Here is a 16,285-nt window from a genome sequence, read left to right as displayed (position 1 = left end):
CGCACCCGTCTGACCGCGAATTCGCACGGCAACACATCGGGCCACGCCACTACCGGGAAGCCCTCCCGCCCGTCCCGTGTTGCCATGGGGCATGGGCGACTTGCGAGTGGAGACCTCGGCGAAGCGGGTCCGTGCGTACTTCGGTGGCGAACTGGTCGCGGACACGACCTCGCCGCGCCTGGTCTGGGAGGTCCCGTACTACCCGGCCTACTACCTGCCGCTGTCCTCCGTGCGCGTCGAGCTGAAACCGACGGGGGAGACGAGGGGCGGCGGCGTGGTCCACGACGTCGTCACGCGGGCCGGCACGGCCGAGGGTGCCGCGCTGACCTATCCGGACTCGGAGGCGCTGCGGGACCTGGTCCGGTTCGAGTTCGCGGCCATGGACGAGTGGCTCGAGGAGGACGAGCCGATCTACGTCCACCCGCGCGACCCGTACAAGCGCGTCGACGTCCTGAACAGCTCACGGCACGTGCGCGTGGCGTTGAACGGGGTGACGCTCGCGGCGTCGTCGCAGCCGCGGATCCTGTTCGAGACGAGCCTTCCACCGCGCTACTACCTGCCGTTGAGCGATGTCCGGTTCGATCTGCTCAGGCCGTCGCAGACGCGGACGCAGTGCCCGTACAAGGGGACGGCCTCGTACTGGTCGGTCGAGCTGGACGGCGTGACCCACGAGGACCTCGTCTGGATCTACCGGGAGCCGCTGCCCGAGAGCCAGAAAATCGCTGGGACGGCCTGCTTCTTCAGTGAGAAGGTCGACCTCTTCGTCGACGGCGAGCTCCAGGAGAAGCCGAAGACTCCCTGGTCATAGCTACTCCCGGCGAGACTCAGTTCACACACTGCAAACTTGCAGTGACTGCAAAACAATCCGGTACCCTTGCCTCGTGAACCAGCCGGGGGAGAGCCTGCGCGACCGCAAGAAGCGCCGCACGCGTGCCGCGCTCGAGCGGGCGACCGTGCGTCTCGCCGCCGAGAGGGGCTACGACCACGTCACCGTGGAGGAGATCGCCGCCGAGGCCGACGTCTCGGTGCGCACGTTCTTCAACTACTTCGTGAGCAAGGACGAGGCGCTCATCGGTGCGGACCCCGAGGCGGGTCCGCGCATGGCTGAGCGCATCCTCGGCTTCCCGGAGGCCGTCACGCCGTTCGAGGCGTACCGGCGGTCGGTGCTCGCGGAGATCACCGAGGAGCTGGACAACGCCCGCGACCTGTGGCTGCTGCGCAAGGAGGTCCTGATGCAGCGGCCGGACCTGCTGGTTCGCGCGTTCGCCAACAGCGCGGAGTCGGAGCAGCTGCTCGCGGACGCGGTGGGACGACGGGCAGGGCTGCCCGAGACCCACCTGTACCCGCGGCTGGTGGTCGCCGCAGGGAGCGCCGCGTTCCGGTGCGCGGTGACGCGCTGGGCTCTCGACGACAGCGTCGCGCTGGGCGATCTCGTCAGCGAGGCGCTCGGCCTGTTCGGCACCGGGCTGGCTCACGCACCGCATCGTCACGAAGGGGGATCATGAGCACCGAGGCAGAAGCAACACCGGTCCACAGCAAACGCGAAGTCGTCCAGGCCATGTGGGGCCTGATGCTCGGCATGTTCGTGGCGATCCTGGCCGGCACCGTCGTCTCGAACGCCCTGCCGCGCATCGTCGCCGAGCTCGAGGGCTCGCAGTCGGTGTTCGCCTGGATCGTGACGACCGAGCTGCTCGCGATGACCGCCACCGTGCCGTTGTGGGGCAAGCTCGCCGACCTGTACAGCCGCAAGCTGCTGATCCAGGCGTCGCTGAGCCTGTTCGTCGTCGGCTCGCTGATCGCGGGCTTCTCGCAGAACATCGAGATGCTCATCGTCAGCCGCGTCGTGCAGGGCCTGGGCGCCGGTGGCGTCACGGCGCTCGCGACGATCGTGATGGCCGCGATGATCCCGCCGCGCGAGCTCGGCAAGTACTCCGGCATGTTCGGCGCCGTGTTCGGCGTCGGCACCGTCGCGGGCCCGCTGATCGGCGGCGTCCTGGTCGACACCTCGTGGCTCGGCTGGCGCTGGTGCTTCTTCATCGGCATCCCGTTCACCCTCGCCGCGATCTACATGCTGCAGCGCACCCTGCACCTGCCGATCGTGCGCAACGAGAAGACGAAGATCGACTACCTGGGCGCGTTCCTGATCGTGTCCGGCGTCTCGACGCTGCTGATCTGGTCGTCGCTCGCCGGGCAGAAGTTCGAGTGGGCGTCGGGCTGGACCGCGGGCCTGGTGTCGCTGGGCGTCCTGCTGCTCGTCGCGGCCGTCCGCGTCGAGGCCACCGCGCACGACCCGATCGTGCCGCTGTCGATCTTCCGCAACCGCACGGTGTCCCTGGCGACCATCGCCAGCGCGCTGGTCGGCATCGCGATGTTCGGTGGCACGGTGTTCCTCTCGCAGTACTTCCAGCTCTCGCTCGGCAAGACGCCGACCCAGGCCGGCCTGCTGGGCCTGCCGCTGATCTTCGGCCTGCTGATCTCGTCCACCGTGGCCGGTCAGCTGATCACGAAGTTCGGCAAGTGGAAGGCGTTCCTGGTCGCCGGCGGCGTGTTCATGGTCGGCGGCATGCTGCTGCTGTCCACGATCACCGCGCAGACGACGGTGTTCATGGTGTCGGTGCACATGTTCGTGCTCGGCGTCGGCGTCGGCCTGATGATGCAGAACCTGGTCCTCGCGGCGCAGAACGACGTGCCGGCCAAGGACCTCGGCGCCACCACGTCCACGCTGACGTTCTTCCGCTCGCTGGGCGGCGCGATCGGCGTCTCGGCGCTGGGCGCGGTGCTGGCGAACAAGGTCGCGTCCCAGGCGGCCGAGAAGTTCGGTGCGATGGGCGGCGCCACCGGCGGCGAGAACAAGGTGCCGGACATCTCGGTGCTGCCGCCCGAGATCAAGGCCGTGATCGCCGACATCTACGCGACGGCGACCGCGGAGATCTTCCTGGTGGGCGCGCCGTTCGCGGTGCTGGCGCTGCTGGCGGTGGCGTTCATCAAGGAGAAGCCGCTCAAGGAGACGAGCGGGGACGACCGGCTGGCCGCGGAGATGGCCGCAGGTCACTGATCCGCTCGCCTGGACCGAGGCCCTCGACCTTCGTGGTCGGGGGCCTCGGTGCGTCAGAGCTCCGGAATCCGGTCGTCAGGGCCGGGGGTGGTGGCCGCGCTCCAGGCGGTCCACTCGGCGACGTGCTCCTCGACCTCGGCTCACCCGTCCCACCAGGCGTGCACCGCGTCGGCTTCTCCGCCCAGTTGCCGGTCCACGGTGTCGATGATCCCTGACTTTCGTCGGGGGTCCGCTCTGCCTTTCAGGTCGGGTTTCCAACGCCAACGCTCTTTACGTTCTCTCCCATGAACATCTGGGGAGCAGCACTCACGCTGCTGGTGTCCACCTACACGGGGGAGGCGTCGTATCCGGGCGTCGCGGTCGCGATCACCAAGGGGGACCAGGTGATCGTGACCCAGGGCTTCGGCCACGACTCGACCGGCGCCCCGATGACCGAGCACACGAAGATGGCGATCGCGTCGGTCAGCAAGTCGTTCACGGCACTCGCGGTCCGGCAGCTCGCCGACGCCGGCAAGATCGACCTGGACCGCCCGGTGTTCGACTCGCGCGTCACGCCGCGGCAGCTGCTCGCGCACAAGTCGGGGATCACCGACTGGACGTTGCCCGAGAAGAGTCTGAAACAGCCCGGCAATCCGTCCGAGGCGGTGGAACGGGCACGGGAGGCACTGCGGAATGCCCTGCCCACCAACGAGTTCCGCTACACCAACACCAACTACCACCTGCTCGCACGACTGGTCGAGCTCGCATCAGGCGAGAACTTCAACGCCTACCTGAAAAAGCACGTTTTCGAACCGCTCGGCATGCGCGACACGGTCGCGATCGACGTGACACCACGCGACCTGCCGCCGGACTACCGCAAGGGTTACGGCTACGCCTACGGGTTCTCGATCCCGCTGACCGAGCCCGACCGGTTCGTCACGGGCTCGGACGGCGTGATCACCACGGCCGCCGACATGGGGAAGTGGCTGGCCGCGCAGCCGAAGCTCGCACCGGAGGACGGGATGGGCTGGGAGACCGACCAGCAGGGACAGCTGCGGCACAGCGGGATCTGGTTCACCAGCACGGCCGGGCAGCTGCTGACGTCGTCGGGTTACGGGATCGCCGTCATGGCCAACAGCGGGATCACGCTCGGCAACGAGGGCACCTACGGCCTGGAGAACGGGATCGCCGACGTCGTCGACGGCAGGACGCCCCCGGAACCGGAGTCGTACCGGCTGCTGATCGACCTCGTGCTGGCCGGGTTCACGCTGACCTCGCTGGCACTGGGGATTCGCGCGCTGTGGCGGCCCCGGCGGTTCCACAAGGCGTTGCAGTTGTTCAGATTCGTGCCGCTGGGTGTGCTGCTGGCGTTGCCCACGTTGCTGGGGCTGCTGTACGGCGGCGGGCGCGACATCACGTTCTTCCAACTGGCGCACTATTCGCTGCCTCTTATGGTGTGGTTGGGCGTGTCCAGCGCCATGAACCTGAGCGTGGGGGTCGTGAGATGGGTGCGATGAGGATCCTTGCGCTCGCGGCCTGCGTTGTCGCCGCCTTCAGCACGACGTTCTTCATGGGCAGCAGCGTGCCGCCGTGGACGGTGGTGGTGTGCGCGGGGCTGTTCGTCGCCGCCTTCCTGCTCGGCCGCCGGATGTCGCCCGGCTGGCCCGCGATCATGTTCGCCGCGGCGGGGTTCATCGGGCTCACCCAGCTCGTCGTCGTGGGGCTGGCGGTGGCGCTGCCGTGGTTCCTCGGCCGGGTCGCCGGGCAGCAGGCCGCGCTGGCCGCAGCCGAGGTCGAGGCCGCTCACCTGCGGGAACGCACCCGGATCGCGCACGAGGTGCACGACACTCTGGGCCACGAGCTCAGCCTGCTGGCCCTGCAGGCGGGCGCGCTGGAGCTGAACCTGCCTCCCGAGCACCAGGGGGCAGCGGCCCAGCTCCGGACGACCGCCTCCGACGCCACGGAACGGTTGTCGGCCCTGGTGTTCCTGCTGCGCGACGGCGAACCGCCCGCGATGGCCGACCTGCGCGACCTCGTGGACCGCGCCACCGCGGCCGGCATGCGCGTCGAGTTCACAGTGGAGGGTGCCGTCCCGTCCACTGTGGAACGCACGGTGCAGCGGGTGGTCCAGGAGGCGCTGACGAACGCGGCCAAGCACGCGCCGAAGTCCCTGGTGGAGGTGAAGGTGACGTCGGCGGAGGGCAGCACCGTGGTGGAGGTGGCCAACGAGGCCGGCCTGCGCCGCGGTACGGGCAGCCGGCTGGGACTGATCGCGTTGCGGGAACGGGTCCGGATCGCGGGCGGTACCCTCAGCGACAGCCGCGACGAGGGCAGGTTCGAGCTGGTCGCGACGGTGCCGCACACGGGAGAGCTGTGATCCGCGTACTGCTCGCCGACGACGAGGCGCTGGTCCGCGCGGGCGTGCGCGCCATCCTCGGCTCCGATCCCGAACTCGAGGTCGTCGCCGAGGCGCAGGACGGGCGCGAGGCGATCGACCTCGCGTTGAGGCACCGGCCCGACGTGGTGCTGATGGACATCCGGATGCCCCGCCTCGACGGGCTGGAGGCCGCCCAGGAGCTCGCCCGCCTCGGGTTCGGCGTGGCGATGCTGACGACGTTCAACGACGACGGCTACCTGGAACGCGCGCTGGACGGCGGCGCACGCGGGTTCCTGCTGAAGTCAGGGGATCCGCGCGAGCTGATCGCGGGTGTGCACGCGGTCGCGTCCGGCGGTGCCTACCTGGCGCCCAAGGTGGCGGCCAGGATGATCACGCGGTTCCGCGGCGGGCGGGTCGGGCAGGCGCGGTCGCGGGTGGAGTCGCTGACCGCGCGGGAACGCGACGTGCTGGCGTTGCTCGGCGAGGGCCTGTCGAACGCGCAGATCGCCCGCCGCCTCGACCTGGTCGAGGGCACCGTGAAGGGGCACGTGAGCGCGATCCTGAGCCGCCTGGGCGCGGAGAACCGGGTCCAGGCGGCGATCGTGGCCCACGAGGCAGGCCTAGGGCCAGTGCCCTGAAGCCGTTTGCCGGAAGTCGTGTCCGTTACTCGCCCAAGCGGCCCCGCGCCTAGCCTTGCTGGCGTCTGCAAGTACCACCGACTCAACATCAACAGGCACTTTCCTACCACCAGCAAGGGCCTGAGAGCACGGCGCCTGTTCGTCGGACGGCGAACAGGTTGGGTGTGGTTGACGGCGATTCGATCAAGAGTTGGTGGTACTTGCAGACGCCTCGGCAGCAACCAGGACACGAGGTTTCGGACAAGACCTCTGGCCAGCTGGTTAGAACGGGAAGTGGCCGTGCTCGCTCGCGATGGTCACCCAGCGCGTCGCGGAGAACGCCTCGATGCCCCAGCGGCCACCGAACCTGCCGTACCCGCTGGACTTCACCCCACCGAACGGCGCCTGCGGCTCGTCGTCCACCGTCTGGTTGCCGACGTGCACGATGCCGGTGCGGATGCGTTGCGCCAGCGCGAGACCGCGCCGCGAGTCCTCGGTCATGATGCCCGCGGTGAGGCCGTGCTCGGTGTCGTTCGCGACGGCCACGGCCTCGTCGTCGTCGGCGACGGGGACGACGATGACGGCCGGGCCGAAGATCTCCTCCTGGAACACGCGCATCTGCGGCGTGACGCCGTCGAGCACGGTCGCGCCCCCGTTGCCGCCGGCGCGCACGGTGGCGCCGGCCTCGACCGCCTCGGCCACCAGTGCGGCGACGCGGGAGGCCGAGCGCTGGTTGATCACCGGGCCGATCACGGTGCCGGGGTCGGCGGGGTCGCCGTGCGGCAGCGCGCCGACCTTGGCGGCGAGCTTCGCGGTGAACTCCTCGGCGACCGACCGGTGCACCAGGATGCGGTCGGTCGACATGCAGATCTGGCCCGCGTTGTGGAAGGCGCCGAACGTCGCCGCGTCGACCGCGTGGTCGAGGTCGGCGTCGTCGAGCACCAGCAGCGAGTTCTTGCCGCCGAGCTCCAGCACAGCGGGCTTGAGGTGTTGCGCCGCAAGCGTTCCGACGATCCGGCCGACCTCGGTTGACCCGGTGAAGTTCACGGCGCGCACGCGGGAGTCGGTGATCAGCGCCTCGGCGATCGCGGCGGCGTCCTCCGGCGCGTTCGTGACGACGTTGAGCACACCCGCCGGCAGCCCGGCCTCGCGCAGGACGTCGGCGATGAACAGCCCGGCCGCGATCGGCGCGTCCTCACTGGGCTTGAGCACCACGGTGTTCCCGGCGGCGAGCGGCGCGGCGACGGCTCGCGCGCTCAGGATGACCGGCGCGTTCCACGGCGCGAACGCCGCGATCACGCCGAGCGGCTCGCGCACCGCCAGCGACAGCTGACCGGGCACGTCCGTCGTCAGCACCTCGCCGACGGGCTGGGTGACCGCCGCGGCGGCCTCGCGGAAGATGTTGGCCGCCAGCATCACGTTGAACCCGGCCCAGCCGCCGACACCGCCGACCTCGGCGGCCATGATCGCGACGACCTCGGCCGTCCTGGCCTCCAGTTCGTCGGCCGCTCGCAGCAGGATCCCGCGTTTCACCGAGGGCGCGGTCGCCGCCCACCCGGCGAAGGCCTGTTCCGCGGCGTCGACCGCCCGCGTGACGTCCGCCGGTGCGGCCGCGGCGACCACCGCGTACACCTCGCCGGTGAAGGGGTTGAGGTCGTTGGTGGTGCGGCCGTCCAGCGCGGGAACGCTGTCGCCGCCGATGAGGAGCTCACGCTTGTCGCTTGCCACAGTTGACGATTCAACCGTTAGTCGGGCTGATCATCCAAGCCCCGCTTCCGTTGGATGGAAACTGGGCTGCATCATCCGGGCGATGCCGCGAGCCGCCACCTGCAACGCCGCCACCAGCCGCGCCCGCACGTTGCGCAGGTCGGGCACCACGATCCCGAGCGCCGCCACGACGTGCCCGTCCACCTCGACCGGCACCGCCACGCTGCACGCCCCGAGCGTCATCTCCTCGAACGTCTGCGCGTACCCGTCGCGCCGGATCCGGTGCAGCTGGGCGCGCATCCGTCCGGGTTCCGTGACCGTGAACGCCGTGATCCGCGTCAGCCCGTGCGTGAGCACCTCCTCCTGCACCTCCTTGGGCGCGTGCGCGAGCAACACCTTTCCCACGCCGGTCGAGTGCAACGGCAACCGGCTCCCGGTGGAGCTCACGATCGGCACGGACGCGTGCCCCGACACGCGGTCGAGGTACAGGACCTCGGTGCCCTCCCGCACGGCCAGGTGCACCACCGCCCGCGTGGCCGCGTGGATGTCGTGCAGGAACGGCTCCGCGACCCGGCTCAGGTCCACCTCGCCGGCCGCCAGCAGCCCGAGCCGCCAGATGCGCCGCCCGATCACGTACTCACCCGAGTCGAGCCGCCGCACCGCGCCCCACTCCGCGAGCTCCGCCAGCAACCGGTGGGTGGTGCTGACCGGCAGCCCGCTGCGCCGCGCGATGCCGCTCAGGGTCTGGCGGCGGTGCCCGCTGTCGAACGTGCCGAGCAGCGACAGCAGCTTCGAGGAGACGGTGGCGGCCACCCCAGGATTCTGCATCGTCCGGTGACAATGGGCTCGTGACGTACCTCGGTGAGGGCTGGGACAGCACCGCGTTCCTGGTCGATGGACGCTGGGTGGAACGACGGCCGCGCCGTCCCGGGATCGGGCCGCAGCTCGTGCGCGAGACGGTGGTGATGCCGTGGCTCGCGCCCCTGCTGCCGTTGCCCGTCCCGGTGCCGGAGGTCGTGTCCGAGGAACCGCTCGTGGTGCGGCACGAGCTCGTGCCGGGCGAGGAGATCACCTCGCCCAACGCCGTGCAGGGCCGCCAGTTGGGGGAGTTCCTGCTCGCTCTGCACGCGGCACCGGTGGCGGCGGCGCGGCGCCGAGGGGTCGGCCCGATGCCGTTGCCCGTAGACCGCTTCCGGGCCGAGGTGCGGGTGCCCGGCGCCGAGGAACTGCTCGCCGCGATCGACGGCCTGCCCGCGGACACGCTCGTGCACGGGGACCTCGGCACCGAACACGTGCTCGGTCGCGACGGAGTTCTGACCGGCGTGATCGACTTCGGCGACCTGCACATCGGTGACGCGGCCATCGACCTGGCGTGGGCGCTGCACTCCACGCCACCCGAGTTCGCCCGTGCCTTCGCCGAGACCTACGGCGTCACGCCCGAACTCCGCGAGCGCGCGTTGACCTGGCATCGGCTCGGGCCGTGGCACGAGGTCCTGCACGGCAACGACATCGGCGACCGGAAGCTGGCCGAAGTTGGGCTGGCTGGAGTACTCGAACGGTTGAGAACCGGGTAACCGGTGGCAGACAGCCACGATCGAGGAGGACGACATGCCCTGGGTTCGCAAGCACCGTCGCAGCGCGCCGTACAGCTTCTTCCGCACCACCACGGTCCGCAGCCACTACCGCAGGCCGCAGGGTTCGATGTGGATTCCGATCGTGATCGCGATCGCCGTGATCGTGCTGCTCATCGCGTTGTTCTGAGGGTAGGGTCGGGGGCATGGGACAGTTGGGTGAGTTGTTCCCGGGCCCCAAGGTCCGTCGCGAGGCGACGGACGCCGGCACGGGTGAGGACTACGAGGAGACCGGTCCGCTCGACCTCACGGCGGGCGCGGTTCGCCTGAGGCCGCGGCCCAAGCCCGCCGCGCAACCGGAGAGCACCGACGCCGCCGACAGCGCTGAGTGATCTTCGGTACTACCCTTGGCCGGTGCTCGCCGGCCTGCTGTTCCTCATCCCCGCCACCTTCTTCGTCATCGGGATGGTGCGTGACCGCCGCAGGCTGAGCAACGCCGTGTGGCTGGGCATCGCGCTGCTGATGCTGTTGTTGCTGCTCGCGGAGGCCGGGCGGGACAACCCGGTGGTGAGCCTGCCGCTGCTGCTCGCGTTCATGCTGGCCGTGCTGGGCCTGCTGCTGCTTCCGCTCGCATTGCTGGCCAACGGCTTGGTGATGGTCCGCAGGGAGGGGCGCTCGCTGGGCAACCTGCTGTCGTTGCTCGCGGGCCTCGCCCTTCTCGGCGAGATGGCCTACTTCTTCTGGGGCATCACCCAGCCCAACGACTGGATCCGCGGCATCGCCATCGGGTTGTTCCTGGTGTCGGCCTACATCGCGTTCCTGTTCGTGAGTCTCCTGCTGTACTCGGTGATCTACGGCCGCACGGGCCGCCGCAGCGGGTTCGACGGCATCGTCGTGCTCGGCGCCGGCCTGATCGGGTCCCGCGTGCCGAAGCTGCTCGCGAACCGGCTCGACCGCGCGATGCGGATCTACCACCGCGACCGCGAGGCCGGCCGGTCACCCGTGCTCGTGGTGTCGGGCGGGCAGGGCGCGGACGAGGAGGTCTCCGAGGCGTTCGCCATGCGCGAGTACCTCCTCGAACGCGGTGTGCCCGACGAGGACGTGGTGATGGAGGACCAGGCGACCACGACCGAGGAGAACCTCCGCTACAGCAAGGCTTTGCTCGCCGAGCGGGGTCTCCACGGCCGGGTCGTCGCGGTCACGAACAACTACCACGTGTTCCGCACCGCCGTGCTCTCCCGCAAGCAGGGCCTGCGGTTGCAGGTCATCGGCGCGCCCACGGCCTGGTACTTCGTGCCGAGCGCGTTCCTGCGGGAGTTCGTGGCGCTCCTGGTGCGCAACCCCGTCGTGCACGGCCTGGCGTGCGCCGTGCTGATGGCCGGCGGGCTCGCGCTGACCCAGATCGGCTAACCCAGGAGCGCCTTCATCTCGGTGATCTCCTGCTGCTGACCGTCGATGACCGCCTGCGCGAGCTTCTTCGCCCTGTCGTCCTGACCCTGGGCGAGCTCGGTCTTCGCCATCTCGACGGCGCCTTCGTGGTGCTTGATCATCATTTCGAGCCAGAGCCGGTCGAACTCGGCACCGGTGGCCTTGTCGAGCCTGGCCATGTCACCGTCGCTCATCATCCCGGTCATGTCGTGGCCGCCGTGGTCCTGCTTGGCGCCCCACTCCTCGAGCCACCCGTTGAGCTGGGTGATCTCCGGGGCCTGCGCCTTCTCGACGCGCTGCGCGAGTGCGCGGACCTTGTCGTCGCTGCTGCGCGACGGCACGAGCTTCGCCATGTCCAGCGCCTGCTCGTGGTGCGGGACCATGCCTTGCGCGAACGCGACGTCGGCAGCGTTGTTCGCGGGACCGCCGCAGGCGCTCAAGATGAGCATGCCGACGACAGCCCCGATGAGGGACTTCTTCAAGGGAATCTTCTCTCTGCGTTTGTGGACGGTGCTGAGTGGACTGACGAACTCAGTTCCGCAGCACGCAGAGGGTCGTGAGGAGCTGTCTTCCGCCCGGTGGCGGACGTTGAGGGGTGCTCAGCGGCGTCTCGGCCGGTGGCGCCGCGAGCCGGGGGAGTCCCGTCCTGACCAGGAACCAGCCCAGCAGCACGACGGCCGCGGTGGCGAGGACCGCGAGGCACAGGTGCAGCAGGTCGTGCTCGTGCGGCTGTTCCTGCTGGTGGGACATCGTGTGCTCGGCGTGCGGAGTCTGCGCCGCTGCGACATGGTGCATGCCGACGACCGAGAAGACGAGCGCGCACAGCAACACCCACTGGGTGAGCCGGCGCCTGGTCATGTGACACACCCTACGGGGGTATGCCTTGAATGCAGATACCCCCTAGGGGTATTGTTCGCCGCGACGCTGAAGGAGGACGAGATGGACCACGCTCCGACCAGCCTGACCAGGCAGGCGATCTCCGCGACGCTGCACTGCCTCACCGGCTGTGCGATCGGCGAGGTGCTCGGCATGGTCATCGGCACCGCGCTGGGCTGGCACAACCTCGCCACGGTCGTGCTGTCCGTGGCGCTCGCGTTCGTGTTCGGCTACTCGCTGACGATCCGCCCGGTGCTGCGCTCGGGTCTCGCGTTCAAGGCGGCCCTCGGGGTGGCGCTGGCCGCGGACACCGTGTCGATCGCGGTCATGGAGGTCGTCGACAACGCGGTGATGCTGCTCGTGCCCGGCGCGATGGACGCAGGCCTCGCGAACTGGGTGTTCTGGGCCGCGCTGGCGTTCTCGCTGGCCGTCGCGTTCGTGGTGACGGTGCCGGTGAACCGCTGGATGATCGGGCGCGGCAAGGGCCACGCCGTCGTCCACCAGCACCACCACTGAGACGAGAGGGGCCGGGGCGAGTCGCCCCGGCCCCTCCTGCCTACTGGTCCTTGCCGCCCGGCTGCGCGACCAGCGTGGGCGGCTTCGTCGCGTCGATGTGCTCCGACGGCACCCGAGTGCGATCCTGTGGGAATCTTGAACGCGCTGGTCAGGCACGGCTGAACCGCATCACCCAGTTCGTCTCCCAGGTCTCGCCGCCGTCGTAGGAGAACTGCTGCTGCCAGACCGGCTCGGCGGCCACCGTCCAGTCGAACCGCACCTTCACCTCGTGCCCGCCGACCACGTCGTCGCCGAAGAACACCCCGTGCCCGTCCTCGAACCGTCCTTCGAGCGGCGGGTCGAGGTGTCCGGGGGTGCGGGTGGAGGCCCACCAGATGCGCCAGACGTCGCCGGCCGGGTCGTACTGGCGCAGCGTCATGCCCTCCCAGTCCTCGGCGAAGACGCTGTCGATGATCGCGGCACCGCCCAGCAGGGGCCTGGCTTCCGCCCGCGTCTCGAACTCGACCCACTCGGTGCCGCGGCCGATGATGTCGGCGATCTTGCGGTTGGCGACCCGCCAGCGGCCGTGCAGGAAGTTGAAATCGTTCTCACTCATGGAAAAGACGCTAAACCGATTCACTGACACCTTTTGTCAGTGATCGACTATTGACGCAAAGGTCTGGACCATTTTACCGTTCCGGGCAGTGGCCGCCGCCCTAGCCAGGAGGTCCTTTCCCTTGCGACTGCTCGCCAGAGTGGTCCCGGTGCTAGCTCTGCTAGCCGGGACCGTCATAGCCGTGACCAACGCGCCCACCGCAGCCGCAGCCCACGAGGACTGCCGGCCGGACGGGCTGTACAAGACGCCGGGTGTCGAGTCGCCGTACTGCACGGTCTACGACACCGCCGGCCGCGAGACCATGGGTGACAAGTCCAGACGTGTCATCGGGTACTTCACCAGCTGGCGCACCGGCAAGAACGGCCAGCCCGGGTACCTCGCCAAGGACATCCCCTGGAACAAGGTCACGCACCTGAACTACGCGTTCGCGCACATCGACGCCCAGAACAAGATCTCGGTCGGCGCGAACGACGCGAACAACTCGTCCATCGGCATGGAGTGGCCGGGCGTCGCCGGCGCCGAGATGGACCCGTCGCTGTCCTACAAGGGGCACTTCAACCAGCTCACCAAGTTCAAGAAGCAGAACCCGAACGTCAAGACGCTGATCTCGGTCGGCGGCTGGGCGGAGACCGGTGGCTTCTTCAACGCCGACGGCACGCGCAACGCGTCGGGCGGCTTCTACAAGCTCGGCCAGAACCAGGCCGCGATCGACACGTTCGCCGACAGCACCGTCGAGTTCCTGCGCAAGTACGGCTTCAACGGCGCCGACATCGACTACGAGTACGCGACGTCGAACAACCACGCCGGCAACCCGGACGACTTCTGGATCTCCAACGCCAACCGCGGCACGCTGTGGGCCGGCTACGAGAAGATCATGAAGACGCTGCGCGAGAAGCTCGACCGCGCCGGCGCCGCCGACGGCAAGCACTACCTGCTGACCGCCGCTGTCCCGGCGTCCGGCTGGCTGCTGCGCGGCCAGGAGGCGTACCAGGTCACCAAGTACCTCGACTACCTCAACGTCATGAGCTACGACCTGCACGGCTCGTGGAACCAGTTCGTCGGCCCGAACGCCGCGCTCTACGACGACGGCAAGGACGCGGAGCTCGCGGCCGGGGGCGTGTACGGCGCCGGTCAGTACGAGGGCATGGGTTACCTGAACACCGACTGGGCGTACCACTACTTCCGCGGCGCCATGCAGGCCGGACGCATCAACATCGGCGTGCCGTTCTACTCGCGCGGCTGGCAGGGCGTCACCGGTGGCACGAACGGGTTGTGGGGCAAGGCCCCGCTGCCGAACCAGTCGCAGTGCCCGCCCGGCACGGGTTCGTCGGTCGGCTCCACCACGCCGTGCGGCAACGGCGCGGTCGGCATCGACAACGTGTGGCACGACGTCACGGCCGGCAGCGCCGAGGTGCCGTCGGGCGCGAACCCGTTGTGGCACACCAAGAACCTGGAAGCGAAGATCACGCCGTCCTACCTCTCGCAGTACGGTCTCGACCCGGTGAACGACCCGACCGACCGCCTCACCGGCACGTACACGCCGTACTACGACTCGACCCTGAAGTCGCCGTGGCTGTGGAACAACGACAAGAAGGTGTTCCTCTCCACCGAGACCGAGCAGTCGATCGCGGAGAAGGCCAAGTACGTCAAGGACAAGGGCCTCGGCGGCATCATGATCTGGGAGCTCGCGGGCGACTACGGGTTCAACTCGGCCAAGAACGAGTGGTTCATGGGTGACACGCTGCTGTCGACCATCAACACCGGCCTCAACGGCGCCCCCGCCTACGGCAACCTGAAGGCCACGACGCAGCAGACGCAGTCGCTCGCGGTCGACGTGGACGTCTACGGCTTCGCGTTGGGCGACAACAACTACCCGATCACGCCGAAGATCAAGTTCACGAACCGCTCGACCGTCACCATCCCCGGTGGCACGAAGATCGCGTTCGACTACGGCACCAGCGCGCCGGGCAGCATGGCCGACCAGTCCGGCTTCGGCCTGAAGATCGTGTCGAAGGGACACAGCGGGCCCAACGTCGGTGGCATCCGCGGTGACTTCCAGAAGGCGGAGCTCACGCTGCCGTCGTGGCAGTCGCTCGCACCGGGCGCGTCGATCGAGGTGACCGTCAGCTACCAGCTGCCGATCTCCACGCCGTCGAACTTCGTGTTCACGTTCGGCGGCCAGTCGTACGCGATCAGCGCCGACTACCCGCGCATCGGTGGCGGCAACCCGCCGACCTCCACCACCACGTCCACTACTACGTCCACGACCACCACTACTACTACGACCACCACCACGACCACCACGACGAACCCGGCCTGTTCGCTGCCCGCGTGGGACCGCGGCAAGGTCTACACAGGTGGCAACGAGGTGTCGCACAAGGGCCGAAAGTGGCGTGCCCAGTGGTGGACGACGGGCGAGGAGCCCGGCACCACCGGCGAGTGGGGCGTCTGGCGTGACCAGGGCGCCTGCTAACTAAAGTCAGGAAACTGTCAGGCGCGGGCCTTAGGCTGTTCTTCGTGACCGCCCAAGACCCGCGCCTGCAGGAGCTGATCCTGCTCCGCAAGGTCCGCGACCGCATCGACCGCGAGTACCGGCAGCCGCTCGACGTGGCGGCGCTGGCCCGCGGCGTGCACCTGTCCGCGGGCCACCTCTCGCGAGCCTTCCGCGCGGCCTTCGGCGAGTCGCCCTACAGCTACCTGATGACCCGCCGCATCGAACGCGCGATGACGTTGCTGCGCCGCGGCGACATGTCCGTCACCGACGTCTGCTTCGAGGTCGGCTGCACCTCGCTCGGCACGTTCAGCACACGCTTCTCCGAACTGGTCGGCATGTCGCCGAGCCAGTACAAGAAGGTCGCGGGGGAGGACGGCCAGGGCATCCCGAACTGCCTGGCCAAGGCCGTGATGAGGCCGATCAGGAATCGAGAAGCGGCGACAGGTCCGTCCGATTAGGTTGACCGGCATGTCAGTCATCATCGCCGCGGCGTTCCTGCCGGCAGACGACCCCGAGAAGTCACTGGGCTTCTTCCGCGACGCACTGGGCTTCGAGGTCCGCCAGGACGTGGGCCAGGGCACCATGCGCTGGATCACCGTGGGCCCGCCAGACCAGCCGCAGACCGGCATCGTCCTGCACCCGCCCGCCGCGGACCCCGGTGTGAGCGACGAGGAACGCCGCACCATCGCCGTGCTGATGGCGAAGGGCGTCTACACGGCGATCTCCCTCGGCTCCAAGGACCTGCAGGCCACTTTCGACCGTGCGCGCGCATGGGTCGAGTCGTCCGGTGCGGGTGAGGTGCTGCAGGAGCCCGAGGACCAGCCGTGGGGCGTGCGGGACTGTGCGTTCCGCGACCCGGCCGGCAACCTGGTCCGCGTCAACCAACTCTGAACGTGGTGCCCGGCGTGGCGTAGTCGACCTGCCCCGCGTACCGGGCCGAAGCACGGGTGACCGCCGGCCGAGCTTGATCGCGAGTTGTCCACAGGCTGACGGAACCTTGACCTGGGCTTATCGGGTTTCGGCTAGCCTGTGGACAGAGCGGGAACCAAATCCGGGGTCCACGCGTTGCG

Annotated in this window: 19 protein-coding genes; 14 read left to right on the top strand and 5 right to left on the bottom strand. The window is 69.1% G+C overall.

Annotation, left to right across the window (positions count from 1 at the left end):
- The first annotated feature begins 91 nt into the window (after positions 1 to 91).
- The 6 genes from ACSHWB_RS43340 to ACSHWB_RS43315 all read left to right on the top strand — a co-directional run bounded on the left by ACSHWB_RS43340 (position 92) and on the right by ACSHWB_RS43315 (position 6,049).
- Positions 92 to 808: a DUF427 domain-containing protein gene (locus ACSHWB_RS43340; protein ID WP_439659148.1), complete on the top strand. Its 717-nt coding sequence runs from the start codon at positions 92 to 94 to the stop codon at positions 806 to 808.
- A 73-nt stretch (positions 809 to 881) separates the two neighbouring features.
- Entirely contained in the window at positions 882 to 1,505 is a 624-nt protein-coding gene (locus tag ACSHWB_RS43335; RefSeq protein WP_439659147.1) for a TetR/AcrR family transcriptional regulator, read from the top strand.
- Entirely contained in the window at positions 1,502 to 3,055 is a 1,554-nt protein-coding gene (locus ACSHWB_RS43330; protein WP_439659146.1) for an MDR family MFS transporter, read from the top strand. Before ACSHWB_RS43335 ends, ACSHWB_RS43330 begins: the two co-directional genes overlap by 4 nt.
- Before the next feature lie 284 nt (positions 3,056 to 3,339).
- The gene (locus ACSHWB_RS43325; RefSeq protein ID WP_439659145.1) at positions 3,340 to 4,551 is read left to right on the top strand and encodes a serine hydrolase domain-containing protein; all 1,212 of its coding nucleotides are present in this window, start codon (positions 3,340 to 3,342) and stop codon (positions 4,549 to 4,551) included.
- Complete coding sequence (locus ACSHWB_RS43320) at positions 4,548 to 5,411, top strand: sensor histidine kinase (RefSeq protein ID WP_439659144.1); 864 nt, start codon at positions 4,548 to 4,550, stop codon at positions 5,409 to 5,411. Before ACSHWB_RS43325 ends, ACSHWB_RS43320 begins: the two co-directional genes overlap by 4 nt.
- The gene (locus ACSHWB_RS43315) at positions 5,408 to 6,049 is read left to right on the top strand and encodes a response regulator (RefSeq protein ID WP_439659143.1); all 642 of its coding nucleotides are present in this window, start codon (positions 5,408 to 5,410) and stop codon (positions 6,047 to 6,049) included. Before ACSHWB_RS43320 ends, ACSHWB_RS43315 begins: the two co-directional genes overlap by 4 nt.
- Before the next feature lie 261 nt (positions 6,050 to 6,310).
- Here ACSHWB_RS43315 and ACSHWB_RS43310 read toward each other — a convergent pair whose 3' ends face one another.
- Both ACSHWB_RS43310 and ACSHWB_RS43305 read right to left on the bottom strand, forming a co-directional pair.
- Complete coding sequence (locus tag ACSHWB_RS43310; protein ID WP_439659142.1) at positions 6,311 to 7,756, bottom strand: aldehyde dehydrogenase family protein; 1,446 nt, start codon at positions 7,754 to 7,756, stop codon at positions 6,311 to 6,313.
- Between the two features lie 30 nt (positions 7,757 to 7,786).
- The gene (locus ACSHWB_RS43305; protein WP_439659141.1) at positions 7,787 to 8,563 is read right to left on the bottom strand and encodes an IclR family transcriptional regulator; all 777 of its coding nucleotides are present in this window, start codon (positions 8,561 to 8,563) and stop codon (positions 7,787 to 7,789) included.
- A 20-nt stretch (positions 8,564 to 8,583) separates the two neighbouring features.
- Here ACSHWB_RS43305 and ACSHWB_RS43300 point away from each other — a divergent pair, with 20 nt between their 5' ends.
- From ACSHWB_RS43300 to ACSHWB_RS43285, 4 genes are read left to right on the top strand one after another with little or no spacing between them, the layout of a single operon-like run.
- Positions 8,584 to 9,309, top strand: a complete 726-nt coding sequence (locus ACSHWB_RS43300) for an aminoglycoside phosphotransferase family protein (RefSeq protein WP_439659140.1) — start codon at positions 8,584 to 8,586, stop codon at positions 9,307 to 9,309.
- Between the two features lie 34 nt (positions 9,310 to 9,343).
- Positions 9,344 to 9,496 (top strand): hypothetical protein, encoded by a 153-nt coding sequence (locus ACSHWB_RS43295; protein WP_439659139.1) that lies wholly within the window; start codon positions 9,344 to 9,346, stop codon positions 9,494 to 9,496.
- A gap of 16 nt (positions 9,497 to 9,512) precedes the next feature.
- Positions 9,513 to 9,698, top strand: coding sequence for a hypothetical protein (locus tag ACSHWB_RS43290; protein WP_439659138.1), 186 nt, complete (start codon positions 9,513 to 9,515; stop codon positions 9,696 to 9,698).
- Between the two features lie 22 nt (positions 9,699 to 9,720).
- Positions 9,721 to 10,716: a YdcF family protein gene (locus ACSHWB_RS43285; RefSeq protein ID WP_439659137.1), complete on the top strand. Its 996-nt coding sequence runs from the start codon at positions 9,721 to 9,723 to the stop codon at positions 10,714 to 10,716.
- Here the strand turns inward: ACSHWB_RS43285 and ACSHWB_RS43280 are convergent.
- A complete protein-coding gene (locus ACSHWB_RS43280; protein ID WP_439659136.1) occupies positions 10,713 to 11,216 on the bottom strand; it encodes a DUF305 domain-containing protein in 504 nt (167 codons plus the stop codon). The two genes, ACSHWB_RS43285 and ACSHWB_RS43280, sit on opposite strands and share 4 nt — an antisense overlap.
- A gap of 49 nt (positions 11,217 to 11,265) precedes the next feature.
- Positions 11,266 to 11,592, bottom strand: a complete 327-nt coding sequence (locus ACSHWB_RS43275; RefSeq protein ID WP_439659135.1) for a hypothetical protein — start codon at positions 11,590 to 11,592, stop codon at positions 11,266 to 11,268.
- 81 nt (positions 11,593 to 11,673) lie between these two features.
- On the opposite strand from ACSHWB_RS43275, the gene ACSHWB_RS43270 reads away from it, so the two are divergent.
- Positions 11,674 to 12,126 (top strand): DUF4396 domain-containing protein, encoded by a 453-nt coding sequence (locus ACSHWB_RS43270; RefSeq protein ID WP_439659134.1) that lies wholly within the window; start codon positions 11,674 to 11,676, stop codon positions 12,124 to 12,126.
- Between the two features lie 148 nt (positions 12,127 to 12,274).
- Here the strand turns inward: ACSHWB_RS43270 and ACSHWB_RS43265 are convergent, their stop codons facing one another.
- Positions 12,275 to 12,721, bottom strand: a complete 447-nt coding sequence (locus ACSHWB_RS43265) for a hypothetical protein (protein WP_439659133.1) — start codon at positions 12,719 to 12,721, stop codon at positions 12,275 to 12,277.
- A gap of 181 nt (positions 12,722 to 12,902) precedes the next feature.
- Between ACSHWB_RS43265 and ACSHWB_RS43260 the strand changes: the two genes are divergently transcribed.
- The 3 genes from ACSHWB_RS43260 to ACSHWB_RS43250 are packed head-to-tail and all read left to right on the top strand — an operon-like array spanning position 12,903 to position 16,106.
- The gene (locus ACSHWB_RS43260) at positions 12,903 to 15,194 is read left to right on the top strand and encodes a glycosyl hydrolase family 18 protein (protein WP_439659132.1); all 2,292 of its coding nucleotides are present in this window, start codon (positions 12,903 to 12,905) and stop codon (positions 15,192 to 15,194) included.
- A 44-nt stretch (positions 15,195 to 15,238) separates the two neighbouring features.
- Complete coding sequence (locus ACSHWB_RS43255) at positions 15,239 to 15,673, top strand: helix-turn-helix transcriptional regulator (protein WP_439659131.1); 435 nt, start codon at positions 15,239 to 15,241, stop codon at positions 15,671 to 15,673.
- Between the two features lie 10 nt (positions 15,674 to 15,683).
- The gene (locus ACSHWB_RS43250; protein WP_439659130.1) at positions 15,684 to 16,106 is read left to right on the top strand and encodes a VOC family protein; all 423 of its coding nucleotides are present in this window, start codon (positions 15,684 to 15,686) and stop codon (positions 16,104 to 16,106) included.
- Positions 16,107 to 16,285 lie beyond the last annotated feature (179 nt).

It is taken from the genome of Lentzea sp. HUAS TT2 (assembly GCF_051853195.1).
In the GTDB taxonomy this organism is placed as follows: Bacteria; Actinomycetota; Actinomycetes; order Mycobacteriales; family Pseudonocardiaceae; genus Lentzea.
Note: the sequence above shows the minus strand (reverse complement) of the source record. Positions and strands in the feature narration are given on the sequence as shown.